Source organism: Streptomyces sp. A01 (genome assembly GCF_059026195.1).
Window position 1 is genome coordinate 294,116 of sequence record NZ_JBWLKN010000001.1, and the last position, 13,842, is coordinate 307,957.

The following is a 13,842-nucleotide window of genomic DNA, read 5'->3' on the forward strand; positions in this document are numbered from 1 at the left end:
ATCCGGTCAACACCGCCTCGCTCGGACATTCCCCGACCGCCCGTACGGCAGCCGCCGCCTCCGCCCGCCAGTCACCCGGCAGACCACGCACGTACGGGCACCGGCCGTTGGGCGGGATGCCCGCGGCGCGTCACCGCCTCGGCGGCGGGCGCCCGTTGGCCACGGCGAGCGCCGCGCCGCCGTCCTGGCCCGGCTCCATGCGCAGCGGCAGGTCGGACCGGCGGCCGATGCCGAGCTTGCGGTATACCCGGGTGAGGTGCTGCTCCACCGTGCTCACGGTGATGTGCAGCTCCCGGCCGATCTCACGGTTGGTGTATCCCATGGCGGCGAGCTCCGCCACACGCCGTTCCGCGTCGCTGAGGAGCTCCGCCTCGTCCACCGCGCCCACGGGGTCGGCCACATGCCCAGCGGTGCCGTGCGGGGGCAGCAGGCGTCGGCACAGGTACTCCGCCCCGCAGTCCTTGGCGACCAGCACGGCCCGCCGCGCCACCATCCGCGCGTGGCAGAACTCGCCGAGGCCGTCGTGCGCCCGGCTCAAGTCCACCAGCGCCAGGACGAGGTGGGCCCGGTCGCCGGACTTACGGAGCAGGGCGACGGCTTCCCGCAGCAGCTCGCGCGGCTTTCTCGTATCCGTGGCGGAGGCCAGCAAGCGCAGGCTGATGCCCCGGGTACGGGGACTGTCCGCTCCTGGCATCCGCAGCTGATCGGACAGCAGAGCCCCGGCCGCCCGCGGCTGGTTGAGCGCGAGGTGGGCCTCGGCGGCGTCGGCACGCCACGGGACCAGGGAGGGCAGATCCGACCTCCACGCGCGCAGCAGCTTCCCGCAGTGCTCGAAGTCGGCGAGAGCGGCCTGGGGGCGCTTGACGGCGAGATGGTGATGGCCGCGTGCGTGGAGATAGCCCGGCGCGAAGCCGGAGTCGAACATGGCCTGAGGGACGGCGTACCCGGCGAGCCGGGCGACCTCGTCGTGCTGGCCCAGCAGGGTCCGCGCCGACATCAGCACAGCCAGCGGATGGCCGACGGCCACTCCCCAGCCGTGCGGGGAGATCAGGGCCAGCGCCTCGCGGGCCCAGCGTACGGCGGAGGGCAGATCACCCTGGCGCAGGGCGGCCTCCGCGCGGCACCCGCTGAGCAGCGCCTCCCACGTGGTCGCCCGGCGGGCCCGGGCCTCACCGAGGAAGGAGTGGCACCACCACGCTGCGTTGTTCGGCCGGTCGGCGTGGACGAGGGTGCGCAGGGCGGACAGCACCGTGCTCAGTGTCTCCTCCGACAGGGCGGAGCCCGCGAGGACGCGCTCGGCCCAGCCGGTGGCCTCCTGGTCGGGGCCCCGCACCAGGATGGCGTTCAGCTCGTCCCAGGGGCTGTCGTCCGTGTGTCGCGGCCGGTGAGCCCGTCTTTGGCGCGCTGCGGCCGGGCGGGTGTCCGTGCTCTTCGCGTACGTGGGCGGCCCCGGCGTGGCCCCCGGCTGTCCCAGGCGTGGCCACAGCCGCAGAACAGTGAGGTCCGCCGTGTCATCCGGGCCCGGCGGCCCCGCCGTCCCGGTGTGCTGAGCGATGACCCGCAGGGCGTCGTGGGTCCTGCCGTGCCAGAGCAGGAGCTTCGTGAGCGTCAGGGCGTCCTCCCCGCCGAGGTGTCCGGCCGTGACGGCGCGGAGCAGGTCGGCGAAGTGGCGGGCGGTCGCCGACGGCTGCACGTGGCCTTGCAACCTGGCGAGGGCCATCGTGGGGGTGGCCCGCTGCCGCTCGTCCGCGCAGTGGTCCTGTGCGGTTTCCAGGCACGCCACGGCGAACTCGGCCCGGCCCTCGGCGAGCGCCTGCCGCGCGGCGTCCTGGAGCACGTCCGGGGCCCAGGAGATCCGGTGCGGGGCGGCCACCGGCCCGGCGGAGACCAGTTGCCCGGCGATCCCCGTCGAGACGGTCCCGCTGCCGTGGAGCACCCGGGCCGCGCGCAGCCGCAGGTCCCGGCGTTGATCGGGTGGCGTGCCGTGGAGGATCGCGCCGCCGATGGCCGGATGGCGGAGGCGGTCGCCCGCGAGCAGTCCGGACTCGGCGAGAACGTGCGTGACCTGGGTGACCGCTTCGCACTCCGTCGCCAGCAGCTCGCCGACCAGCGCGGGTGTCGCCCACTCGCCCAGGACGGCCAGGGCGCGCGCGATCTCCATGGTGGTCGCGTCCCACTGATGCGCGCACGCGCACACCGCCCGGCGGAACGAGGCCCCTGCGACCGGCGCGCTCGGCACGCCTTCCGGGGCGCGGGACGAACGGATACCGCCGTCCTCGATCAGCCCGCCCAGGAGCAGCGGATTGCCCCCGCTGACGTCGTGGTAGGCGGCGGCAAGACGGGACGCTGTCGCGTCGTCGAGACATTCCGACAGCATTTCTGTGACGCCGGTTTCGGAGAGCGGCCCGAGCGGCAGCCGATGGCAATGGGGCTGGCGCAGCAGTTCGGCGTGGAACCCGGGGTGTGGGGGCTGGAGCGCGGGCCTTTCGGTGAGAATCACCAGCAGGCGGCGGAACGTGAGCCTGCGCAGCAGATACAGCAGAATTTGCAGGGAAGGACCGTCCGCGTGATGTGCGTCATCGATACACAGGAGAACGGTGCGCTCGGCGGAAAGCGCGAACAGGGCCTGGCACAGATACCGGGCGAGGCGCACGGTGGTCTGTCTTATCGTGACTTCCGCAGTGGCGAACTCCTGGTCCGGCGCGAGGGACAGCAGCGTGTCGGCGCCCGACAGGGCTTCCACCCGCTCCGATACGGACCGTGGAAGTTCTGGGTTGAGGAACAGCTGGCAGGCTATGCCGAGCGGAATGGCCCGCTCGGCCTGAGAACCGGTAGCGGTGAGCAGAAGTGCCCCCGACTCGAAAGCCTCTTCGGCGAACGTGTGGAGGAGTGCGGTCTTTCCGCTGGCTACCGCGCCGTTGACCAGAACGACCTGGGCTCTGCACCGACAGCTTCGCGCGTACAGATTTCGGAGCGTATCGACCTCTCGGGCTCGTTCCACGAACGCCATGAGGTACGCATCCCCTGGGAAAACCATGGCCACACCGCGCACCATGGAATTCGGCGAAGATTAGGGGTCGGCCCCTGAAAGCGCGCGAAGTCAGGGACCGGCGGCACCCGTTCCCTCAATGCCCCGCACAAACGAAGCCCAGGGCCGCCGGCGTCGGACGCGGGAACATGTCCGGCAGCCGCGGTACCTCGCGACGCGCCGGGGTCATGGGCGGTCCACCAGCAGTTCGGCGATGACCCGCGCACACTCCTCGCTGCGCAGCAGCTCGGCATGCGGGACATCCAGCAGCAACTCCTGGGCCACCAGCTGAGCACGGTCGGCCTCCGGCACGAGATTCAGGCCGTTGGTGGGCGAGTTCGAACTGACCGCGAGAGCGGATCTCCATCCCGGGAGCCCGTCCATGCGCGCCGCCGCCACCACATAACGCAAGAACGCGTCGAACGCCGCCACGAGATCGGCCGCGTGCTTGGGCTGGATACCCACCTTCGCGAAACCGTCGTCATCGACAGCGCGGTACAACCCGCGAAACGCGGCCAACAGCGCGTCGAGATCCTCGCTGTGCTCCTCGTACGCCCGCTGAGCCTCGGCACGCACCCGCGCCAGCTCCCGTGTGGTCATCACCATCGCGAACCGGTTGATCCCCTGGAGGAACTGCGTATACAGCGTCAACCCGTTCGGCAACTCCGGATCGAGCACGATGACGCGCGGCGCCTCTTCCTGCCACGTGGCGATTCCGTCGGCCAGCGCGCCCACAAAAGCCGCCCCGGTGCAGAAGCTGAGCACAGCACGAACCGTCCGCCCGCTCTCCCGCACAGCGCCGAGCCAGCGTTCCACCTGCGCCTGGCCGGAAATCCGGCCCTCACCCTTCACCGCGGGCGGAAGCGTCTCCCACAAGGTCAGCGACGGGGGCAGAATCCGGGCGAAATCAGTGAAACCCGCTTCGGGCCGACCGGGCATGGGGAAATCCGCGGCCAGCACGACCTCCCGAGAATTCCCGTTTTTGCGCACTCCCCATAGGCCCAGTTCGTGCATGATCCCCCTCGGGTAGGAGACAGCGTCCGCACACGCGGTCAGTCACAGGGTAAGAAGACGAATTCAGGCCCGGCACCCCTACCGTGCCCCGGAACGACCCCACCCCCTACCAGCAGCCGCGGTACACGACGTACAGGTCCGCGACGGCGGGTTCAGGGGTTCTTGGGGGAGCGTGCGCGGGGTCTGGGAAGCAGGGGGTCGCGCTGTGCGCCGGCGGTGGTGGTGACGGAGGCCGAGTCGGGGCTAGGCGGCGAGGAAGCCGGTGACGCGCTCGCGCAGGGAGGTCGCGTCCAGTCCCTGTCCCACCAGGTGCTCCTCGATCGAGCCGTAGCGCCGCAGCTCGCCGCGGCCCACTCCGAGCCCCAGCACCCGGTGCGGGAGGTCGGCGAGAGCGTCGTTGGCGGCGGCGGTGGACGTGCCCGCGAGGTAGGGCTCGACGAGTACGACGTCGGTGTTGTCCGCCGCGCCCACGGCCTGACGCAGCGTCTGGTCGTCGAAGGGCCGCACGGTCGTCGCGTAGAGCACGGTCACGTCGAGCCCGGTGACGGCCGCGAGGACGTTGTCCAGCATCGGCCCGACGGCGACGACCACGCCGCCTCGCCCCTGCCGGACGGCGTGGAAGTGGCTGCCGTCGACGGGCAGCGGGTTGGCATTGGCCTGCGCGGACAACCGCAGGTAGACCCGGTCGTCACCGGCGGCCGCCGCATGGCGCAGCAGCGTCTCCGCCTCGTCGGGGTGCCCGGGTACGTGGATCGTCCAGTCGTCGAGCGTGTCCATCAGGGCGACGTCGCCGGGCGCCATGTGGGTGAAGCCGCCCGCGGGCCAGTCGTACGAGGCGCTCGCGCTGACCAGTACGCCGCCGGTGCCCTGGTGGCCGAAGTCCAGTTTCACCTGCTCGAAGGGACGCTCGACAAGGAAGCTCGCGAAGGTGTGCATGATCGGCCGCATCCCGGTCAACGCCAGCCCGCCACCGGCGCCGATCAGCAGCTGCTCCCGGATGCCGACGTTGATCACCCGGTCAGGATGAGCGCGCGAGGCGTCCGCGAAGCCGTCCTTACTGATCTCGGCCAGCACGACAGCCAACCGGGGATCATCGTCGAGGAGCTGGGAAGTGACGGCTGTGAAGCGCTCGCGCATGGTGTCCATGAGTCCTGTCCTTCTGGAAGGTGAAGCTGCTGCCGGAAGACGAAGTGGTGGAGAGAGAAGCGGTGGAGGGACGAGAGAGGTGGGACGGAGAGCGGCCGGTGTCCGCACCGCGGGCCGCCGAGGGGAGCGAGCTCGCGCGGGCGGGCCCAGTCCCGTAGCGGTCGGGCTTACTTGGGCTCGACGCGGGCCACGACGACGTGCGGTCGCCCCGGGTGCGGGGCGGTGTAGGCCGCGTACAGCGCCTCGTGGTCGCGCCCGTCCACGGTCGTCGCCGACCAGCCCGCCGCCTCGAACCGGGAGGCGATGCCGCCATGCCAGCCGTGCGTGGCGGAGGAGTTGTCGATGACCAGGGTGTGCAGCCTTTCCAGCCCGGCCGCGCCCGCGTACGCGATGGCTTCGTGATTGCTGCCCTCGTCCAGCTCGGCATCACCGATGAGGACCCAGACGGGCGGGTCGGTGAGTCCCTGCGCACGGAGCCCCAGCGCCGTGCCGACGGCGAGCGGCAGCCCGTGCCCGAGTGAACCGCTGCCGATCTCGGTGCCAGGGACGAGGAGCCGGTCCGGGTGGTGGCCCAGGGGCGAGTCGTACGCGCCGAAGGTCGGCAGCAGCGACACCGGGAAGAAGCCCTTCGCCGCGAGCACCGCGTAGTACGCCATCGGCCCGTGCCCCTTGGACAGGAGGAACCGGTCGCGGTCGGCGGCGTCCGCCTCGGTGGGGGAGATCCGCAGCACCCTGTCGTAGAGGACCCAGAGCGCGTCCAGGGTCGAGGTCGCCGCCGTGGAGTGCTTCTCGTCGCCCGTCATGAGGCTCATGAGCGCCGGAAGCTCGTCGTATCCGGGGCCTTGGCGGGTGAGGACTGTCTCGTCAAAGGTCGTGGAGGTCATGGCAGTCAGCTTGCAACTTCAAGTCGACTTGAAGTCAAGTGCCGGTCTCGGACCCGGCTCGGACCGGCGGCCCCACTCGGACCGGCCGCGGCCAGGTCCGCCGCGACGGGGTGCTCAGCTCCCGCGTGGTGCCCGGCTCTGTTCCGCCGTGGTGCTCAGCCAGACTCGGACATGGTGCTCAGCTCGGCCGGGATGACGGCTCGCAACGCGGCGCCGATGGCGGCCACGGCCGGGTGGGTACCGGCTCCGCTCCGGAAGGCGATCTTGGTGCGTCGCCGCATCGGCATCCGGGTGAGCACGACGCCGGCGGGTGGATCGACCAGGCCGAGCTGCGGCACCAGAGCAACCCCCTGCCCCATCGCGACGAGGGCGAGCACGGTGGCGAACTCGTCGACCTGGTGCCGCACCCGCGGGGTGAAGCCGAATGCCTGGCAAGCCCGGAACGTCATCGCCTGGCACAGCGTCCCGGGGGTCGCCGTGATCCACGGCATGTCCTTCCAGTGGCTGAGCGACGGCACTCCGGACGCGTCGGCAGGGGAGATCGACGCGAGATACATGGTCTCGTCGCACAGTGGCTCGGTGCTCAGGCCGGGGGCGTCGGGGGAGGGGACGAAGTCGTAGTCGTGGACCAGCGCCACGTCCAGGTCCCCGGCCCGCAGCGCGTCGGCGACACCGGCGGGGTCGACCTCGGACACCATCGGTTCCAGGTGGGGGTGCTGCTCCGCCAGCGTGGCCAGCGCCGCTGGGACGATCGTCCGTGCCGCCGTGGCGAAGGTGCCGATCCGCAGCGGCCCGGCCAGGCCCTGGCGGGCCTCCACCAGTTCGGCGGCGGCCTGTTCCAGGCGTTCGAGGACGGCCTCCGCGTGCCGCACCAGGTTGTGCGCGGCGGGCGTGAGCGTGACCCGGCGGCCGGTGCGTTCGAGCAGGGGAACACCCGCCTCCCGTTCCAGCGCGCTGAGCTGCTGGGAGACGGCGGAGGGCGTGAAGGCCAGGGCCTCGGCGACGGCGACGATGGTGCCGCGCAGGGCGAGTTCGCGCAGCAGGCGCAGGCGACGGACATCGAGCATAAGGTCAGCTTACGCTTTCCTCCAGAAAAGCGAACTGGACCTGCACGTTAGAGGGCGGCAGGCTCATGCCCATGGACCAGCACTCCTCCCTGTACGGGATTCACACGCCGCTCGTCACCCCCTTCGCCGCCGACGGGAGCATCGCGACCGACGCGCTCGAAGGACTCGCCCACGCCATGCTCGACGCGGGCGCTTCCGGGATCGTCGCGCTCGGCACGACCGCCGAGCCGGCCACCCTCGACGCCGCCGAGAAGCACACGGTCATCGAGGTGTGCGCCCGGGTCTGCCAGGACCGGAACGCCGACCTCGTCATCGGCGCAGGCAGCAACGACACCCGGGGCAGCGCCGCTGACCTCGCACGCCTCGCCCGCTGGCCGCAGGCGACGGCCGCGCTGGTGCCCGTGCCCTACTTCACGCGCCCCTCCGAGCCCGGCGTCGTGGCGCACTTCACGGAACTGGCGGCAAGCAGCCCCCTGCCGCTGATCATCTATCACATCCCTTACCGCACCAGTCAGTCGCTGAGCGCGGCCGCGCTGCGCACCCTGGGCGAGCTGCCCGGAGTGGCCGGGGTGAAGTACGCGACGGGAGCCGTCGACAACGAGGCGATCACCCTGCTCGGTGATCTGCCGCCGGACTTCGTGGTGCTCGCGGGCGACGACCTCTTCGCGTCGCCGCTGCTCGCGCTCGGCGCGGTGGGCGCCATCCTCACCTCAGCGAACCTGGCCCCCGCCCACTACGTGGAACTCGCCGCCGCCTGGCGCGACGGACGGATCGCGCGGGCGCGCGAGCTCGGGCACGCGCTCGCCGCCATGTCGGCCGCCGCGTTCGCCGGGCCCAACCCGACCGTCGTGAAGGGGGTGCTGGCCGCGCAGGGCCGTATTCCCACCCCGGACGTACGGCTTCCGCTGCTGCCCGCCGGGCGTGAGGCGGTCGATGCGGCGCTGAAGCGGCTGGCCGACCTCGGGGCGTGAGCCACCGCGCCGAAGGCCGGCCCGGAGCCGGTCAGTCACGCTGCCGTCAGCCGTTCCGGGGGCCGGAGGCAGGCGCGGCGGCCCAAGCCTCTCGCAGGCTTACTCTCCGGGGCGTAGTGCGGAGGCCTCCAGCCGTACGACGACCCCTCGGCCGTCCCCCGGCATGCTGGCCCGTACGGCACCCGCGACGGGGGCCGCCAACCGGCGGCCCCGGCGCCGGATCACGCTGACGCCCCGCCAGGAGAACAACGATGCCACCCCGTGCGGCCATGCCGCGGTCCGAGCACGCCCACGGCCCTTGGCCGACGCTGCGCCACGTGCCGCCGGTGAGGTGGCGTGCGCTGAGCGGCAGCGAGCGTCTCTGCTACGCGACAGGCGCGGCGCTCGTCACCTCCGGCGTGTTCCACCTGGGGGTCTTCGTCGTTGACGGCGGCTCCTGGGAGGGGCCCGTCTCTTGGCGCAAGCCGTTCACCTTCGGGCTCTCCTTCGGGCTGACGCTCATCGCCCTCACCTGGGTGACCTCGTATCTGCGGATGGGCGCGCGCACCCGCGCCGTACTGTCCGGCGTCTTCGCCGCCGACTGCGTGCTTGAGGTCGGTGGAATCACCGTTCAGGCATGGCGGGGTGTGCCCTCGCACTTCAACATGGAGACACCGTTCAACACCTTCGTCTCCATGTCCCTCGCCGTCGGTGGTGCCATCCTGGTCGTCATCCTCTCCTCGTTCGCCATCGCCTCGTTCACCCGGAAACCGGAAGGGCCCGCGGGGATGCCGCTGGCGCTGCGCACCGGCTTCGCCATCATGCTGCTGGCGTTGCTGTCCGGTGCCGCGATGATCGCGCGCGGCGTCTTCCTGACCCGCACCGGCCACCAACTGGACGGCTACCACTCGACGGGCCCGCTCAAGCCGCTGCACGGCGTCAGCCTGCACGCCATCCTGGTGCTTCCCGCGCTGGCCTGGCTGCTCTCGCTGACCCACTGGAGCCATGAGGCGCGGCGCACGACGGTGGTCGCGGCGGCGAGTTGCTATGTGGTCGCCGTCGTCGCCGCGGCCTTGTGGGGTGTCGTGACGTACTGAGAAGTCGGGTCGCCCGGGGGGATCTCACCCCCGGGCGACCCGACTTCTGAGCCCGGACCCGTGACCGGTCTGGCTGCCCGGGGAGGCGGGCGTGGGCATGCCGGTGGCGCGCGCTGATGCCGGGACCCGGTGCCGGTGGGGCGAGTGAGACGTGGCGGGAAAGCTGTGGTGTCCGTGTCCCTGAACGCTGAGTCGACGCTGCGTCAGGGACATCAGCGTCGACGGCGGGGTGTGGGGCTGAGACGTATCGAGGGGCCGCCGAGGGGACCACGGTCTGATGACGCGACGGGCGCGCCGTGACCGAGGTACCGCCGCTGTGCCGGTGCCGTCTCCTGCACCGCACCGCGTCTGACGGACCCGAGTACGCCTTCGGTAGGAGGGCGGCGGGCGGTTGGCCCCTGACGCACCAGCCAGGCGATGCAGGCGGCCGTAGATTTCTGGCCATTCCACGGTCGGGACGTTTCAGCCTCTCCCCAGGGGGATCGGCGAGCGCGGCCCCTGATCCGGTCCCGGTCGCGCACCCGGCACGTACCACCGAGCGCGCCTCTGTTCCGAGCAACCTCGTGTTTCTCTATATGAACAACAAGCGTAGAGGGGATAACTCCTGTGCAAGCACAGGTGTCTTGGCTGGTACCCATGGACACATCCCAGCACAGCATTCAGTATGTGGAACCTCGCGACCGAAGAGGTGTTCTCATGGACAGACGTCAACTTCTGCTGCGTGCCGCCGCGTTAGCCGCCACCGCGCCCGTGCTCCCCGCCCTCGCCCACCCCGCGGCAGCCGCCCCCGATGCCGGCCGTTCCGCCCCCGCGCCGGCTGCCGCGCTCCGGACGTCGGCGGTCGTACGCCACGACCGGCTGCCCTCGCGCGCCAGCGTCACAGCGACCCTCCGGTCGGTGGCGGACCACTGGATAGCCGAGCATCCCACGCCCGGCGACAACGGCTGGGCCCGCGCCACCTTCTTCAGCGGCCTGATGGCCCTGCACCGGCTGACGCGCGACGCCCGCTACCTCGACTACGCGCGCTCCTGGGCCGAAGGACTCGCGTACGGACTCCGCGGGGGCATCACCACCCGCCATGCCGACAACCACTGCGCCGGGCAGGCGTACCTGGACCTGTACGCGCTCGAACCAGGCCCCGAAAAGGTCGCCGCCATCGAGGCGTCCCTGCACCGCATGGTCGCCACCGACCGGCCGGAGAAGAACGACGACTGGTGGTGGGACGACGCCCTGCACATGGCCATGCCGCCGTTCGCCCGGATCGGCGTGCTGCGCGACGACCCGCGCTGCACGGACAAGCTCCACCAGCTCTACACCCACACCAAGCACCACCAGGGCGGGCCCGGCTTGTACTCCGCTGACCTGGGCCTCTGGTATCGCGACGACCGGTTCCTGCCGGGCGGGATCAGCTCCCCGAACGGCAAACCGGTGCTGTGGTCGCGCGGCAACGGCTGGGTGGCCGCCGGGCACGTCAAGACGCTCAAGGCGCTGCCGCGCGGCGCCCGGCACGTGCCGGAGTACCGCGCGACGCTGGTACGGCTGCTGCGCGCGGTACGCGGTGTCCAGCGCCCCGACGGGTTCTGGAACGTCAATCTCGGCGACGCCGGGCATCTGCCGGGACCGGAGACCAGCGGCACCGCGTTCTTCACGTACGCCACGGCCTACGCGGTCCGCGCGCGCCTGGTCGCCGGGGCGGACTTCCTGCCGGTGGCGGCCCGCGCCTGGCACGGCATGGTCACCACGGCCGTCCACCCGGACGGTTTCCTCGGCTATGTGCAGGGCGTCGGCGACCGGCCCGAGTCCAGCCAGCCCGTCGGGCACGGAACGACCTCCGACTTCGGTGTCGGGGCCTTCCTCCTCGCCGGAACGGAACTCGCGGCCCTGACGTTGTAACCGACAACCCCGGCTTGCGGCGCGTACGCTCGTCGTCGGCGGTCAGCGGCCGTCGGGCTCTCCGTGCGGCAGTCCGCAGGGCGTTGGGAGTTGGCTGGTAAGCGCTGTGTGGGGGCACGTGACAGCGGCAATAGTGTGTTCACCGGTGTCACCCCGATCCCTGGTGCACACCAACCCCCCACCGCAAGCAGCGCGCCGGAGCGGCTCCGCCTCGGCGGGCACCGACGGTTCACCGTCTATCCGAGGACGCACCGAAAGCGATGAGGGCATCTCATGCGCCAGTGGCACCCTACGTTCGAAGCGAGATGCTGGCACGACGACACCGTCACCGTCGTCGAACTCCGGGGGGAGATCGACATCGCCGCGGCGGAGTCCCTCATGCCGCGCCTGCGTCGCCTGACCAGCGGTCACAGCCGTGCAGTGATCATCGACCTGCGCGCGGTGACCTTCATCGACTGCAGTGGGCTCGGCATGCTGTGCGTCCTGCATAAACGGTTACTCGTGCGGGGCCGCCGCCTGCGGGTGGTGGTGACCAGGCCGCTCACCCGCAGGATGCTGCGGCTGACCGGACTCGACCGCTCCTTCCTCGTCTTCGCCACGTTGCGCGACGCGTGCGCGGACGCGGGTTCACCCGACGGGCCCGGGTCCGTCGGCGCGGCGCGGAGTGGCGGCGCGCGGACCTCACTGCGGGGCACGGTGGCCGGTCTGATGCCCGCTCACTCGCGCGTGCGGCGCAAGCCGAACGCCCTCGCGCCGCCGCCCGGCGAGTGAGGGAGGAGCGGCCGGCGCCGCGGCGCGTAACGAACTGGGTCGGACACGCGCTGACGCGGCCGCAGTTCCACCCGGTACGGCCGCACTCGCGCCAGACTGGGCAGCAGGCAGCGCTGTTCCTCGCGCGGCCGCTGGCCGGACAAGCCCTGCGACCCGCTCGCAGGGCGCGGACCGGCTCGTGGGCCGTCGGCAGACCAGCCGGGCGCGCGGTGCCGTCCGGTGTCGCCCGCTGACCGGGTGACATGAAAGAAGCGAGAGGGGCAGCGGTGCCGGGAAAGAAAGCCACACGGCCGGTGAGCGCGCTCGCGCTGCTGCTGGCCGCTCTCGCCGTCGCCACGGCCGGTTGCGAGAAGGACACCGACGGCGAGTCGCCGCACGACGGCCGGTCGCCCCTCACCGGGCTGCCGGGCGGGCGGGAGCCCGTGCTCGCCGTGAAGATCGACAATGTCGGCGTCGCCCGGCCGCAGACCGGCCTCGGTGCGGCCGACATCGTCTACGTGGAGCGGGTGGAGGCCGGGCTTTCCCGGCTGATGGCCGTCTACTCGTCCCAGGTGCCACCCACCGTCGGCCCCGTACGCAGTGCCCGCGAGAGCGACCTGGAACTCCTGCGGCAGTTCGGCCGCCCGGCGTTCGCGTACTCCGGCGCGCAGTCCAAGCTGCTGCCGCTCATCAAGGCGGCCCCCCTCCACCCCGTCCCGCCCGGCGAGGTCGGCGACGGATATACGCGCGGCCAGAGCCGCCCGGCACCGCACAACCTCTACCTCAAGCCCGAACGTGCCCTGGCGGCGGCCCGCGGAGCGAGCGACGCGAAGGACATCGGGTTCCGCTTCGGCGCCGCGCCCAAGAGTGGCCGCGACATGCCCGTCTACACGGTGCGTTACCCGGCGGCGTCCGTCTCCTTCACCTGGGCGGGCGAGGGCAAGCAGTGGACGGTGGCGATGGACGGCGCGTCGCTCCCGGTGGCCGACGCCAAGGGGCGGGGCCCGGCGACGGTCGTGGTGCAGGGCGTGGAGATCCGTTCCTCGCGCTTCCACGACCGCTGGGGCAGCGCGTCCCCGTACACGGAGACCACGGGCTCGGGGCCCGCGCTGGTGCTGCGCGGCGGCACGGCGCACAAGGCGCGGTGGAGCCGTCCGGACGCGGACGACGGCACGGAGTTCACCACCCCCGACGGCGAGCGACTCGCCTTCGCGCGGGGGCGGGTGTGGGTGGTGTACGTACCGGAGAAGGACCTCCCGAAGGGCGGCTAGCTCCCCGGCACGGCCCCGGGGGGCACGGGGCCTGGAGAGTGCGGGCGACTGGCGCGTCGAGCGGCGCGGTGCGAACTGATCCGGATGTCAGCAGAAATTTCCTTGGGATCATTTCCGGAAAGTATGGAGTAATGGCCCTGGCGCGTGCCAAGCTCCCTGCTTATGCGTTCACATACCGCCGCGATAGCTCTCGTCGCGATATCCGCCCTCCTCGTCGGCTGTTCCAGTGACGGCGATGGCGAGAAAAGCAACGGCAAGAGCAGTAGCAGCAGCAAGAAGAATTCAGGAAAGGCAGGAGGCGGCGATTCGAACAAGGTCAAGGTGGTCTACGAGGTGACGGGTAAGGGGAAGGTCAATATCGAGTATCCGCCGCATATCGATGTGAATGACCCCGCGCCGAAGACCACGACCCTCCAGGGTGTGACCGGCCCGTGGTCCAAGTCGGATGTCATCGACCTGGGATCGGCCTCGCAGCCCTACATGACCAGCATGAAGGTGACGCCCACCGACTTCACGGGGGCAAGTCAGACCCTCGGCTGCCGGGTCACCGTGGACGGCAAGGAGGTCGCGAAGGAAAGCGATACCTCCCTGGCGATGTGCATGGCCACCATCGGTGGCGGATAGCGGCAACCCCGGTCGGCGCGCCCGCGGGGAAACGCCGTGCGGGCGCCCCGCGTAGGTCCCGCGTAGGCGTTCGCCGCGAGCTTGTGCGCTCAGTACGCGGCTTCCCGCGCCGACGTGT

The 13,842-nt window shown here is 71.4% G+C and carries 11 protein-coding genes; 6 read left to right on the forward strand and 5 right to left on the reverse strand.

Annotated elements, in window-relative coordinates:
• Positions 1–130 precede the first annotated feature (130 nt).
• The 5 genes from AC5P1B_RS01075 to AC5P1B_RS01095 all read right to left on the reverse strand — a co-directional run bounded on the left by AC5P1B_RS01075 (position 131) and on the right by AC5P1B_RS01095 (position 7,139).
• The gene (locus AC5P1B_RS01075) at positions 131–3,001 is read right to left on the reverse strand and encodes a helix-turn-helix transcriptional regulator (RefSeq protein WP_493884203.1); all 2,871 of its coding nucleotides are present in this window, start codon (positions 2,999–3,001) and stop codon (positions 131–133) included.
• A gap of 213 nt (positions 3,002–3,214) precedes the next feature.
• Positions 3,215–4,042, reverse strand: coding sequence for a hypothetical protein (locus tag AC5P1B_RS01080; protein ID WP_493884204.1), 828 nt, complete (start codon positions 4,040–4,042; stop codon positions 3,215–3,217).
• A 243-nt stretch (positions 4,043–4,285) separates the two neighbouring features.
• The gene (locus tag AC5P1B_RS01085; protein ID WP_493884205.1) at positions 4,286–5,188 is read right to left on the reverse strand and encodes a transketolase family protein; all 903 of its coding nucleotides are present in this window, start codon (positions 5,186–5,188) and stop codon (positions 4,286–4,288) included.
• A gap of 167 nt (positions 5,189–5,355) precedes the next feature.
• Positions 5,356–6,072 (reverse strand): thiamine pyrophosphate-binding protein, encoded by a 717-nt coding sequence (locus AC5P1B_RS01090; RefSeq protein WP_493884206.1) that lies wholly within the window; start codon positions 6,070–6,072, stop codon positions 5,356–5,358.
• A gap of 155 nt (positions 6,073–6,227) precedes the next feature.
• Positions 6,228–7,139: a LysR family transcriptional regulator gene (locus AC5P1B_RS01095; RefSeq protein WP_493884207.1), complete on the reverse strand. Its 912-nt coding sequence runs from the start codon at positions 7,137–7,139 to the stop codon at positions 6,228–6,230.
• Between the two features lie 65 nt (positions 7,140–7,204).
• On the opposite strand from AC5P1B_RS01095, the gene AC5P1B_RS01100 reads away from it, so the two are divergent.
• From AC5P1B_RS01100 to AC5P1B_RS01125, 6 genes are all read left to right on the forward strand, one after another.
• Entirely contained in the window at positions 7,205–8,110 is a 906-nt protein-coding gene (locus AC5P1B_RS01100) for a dihydrodipicolinate synthase family protein (RefSeq protein WP_493884208.1), read from the forward strand.
• 251 nt (positions 8,111–8,361) lie between these two features.
• Positions 8,362–9,186 (forward strand): hypothetical protein, encoded by an 825-nt coding sequence (locus AC5P1B_RS01105; protein WP_493884209.1) that lies wholly within the window; start codon positions 8,362–8,364, stop codon positions 9,184–9,186.
• A gap of 696 nt (positions 9,187–9,882) precedes the next feature.
• On the forward strand, positions 9,883–11,079 hold the full coding sequence (locus tag AC5P1B_RS01110; RefSeq protein ID WP_493884210.1) for a glycoside hydrolase family 88 protein: 1,197 nt from the start codon (positions 9,883–9,885) through the stop codon (positions 11,077–11,079).
• A gap of 273 nt (positions 11,080–11,352) precedes the next feature.
• On the forward strand, positions 11,353–11,850 hold the full coding sequence (locus AC5P1B_RS01115; protein WP_493884211.1) for an STAS domain-containing protein: 498 nt from the start codon (positions 11,353–11,355) through the stop codon (positions 11,848–11,850).
• A 242-nt stretch (positions 11,851–12,092) separates the two neighbouring features.
• On the forward strand, positions 12,093–13,100 hold the full coding sequence (locus AC5P1B_RS01120; protein ID WP_493884212.1) for a DUF3048 domain-containing protein: 1,008 nt from the start codon (positions 12,093–12,095) through the stop codon (positions 13,098–13,100).
• A gap of 162 nt (positions 13,101–13,262) precedes the next feature.
• On the forward strand, positions 13,263–13,724 hold the full coding sequence (locus AC5P1B_RS01125; protein ID WP_493884213.1) for a hypothetical protein: 462 nt from the start codon (positions 13,263–13,265) through the stop codon (positions 13,722–13,724).
• Positions 13,725–13,842: the final 118 nt, after the last annotated feature.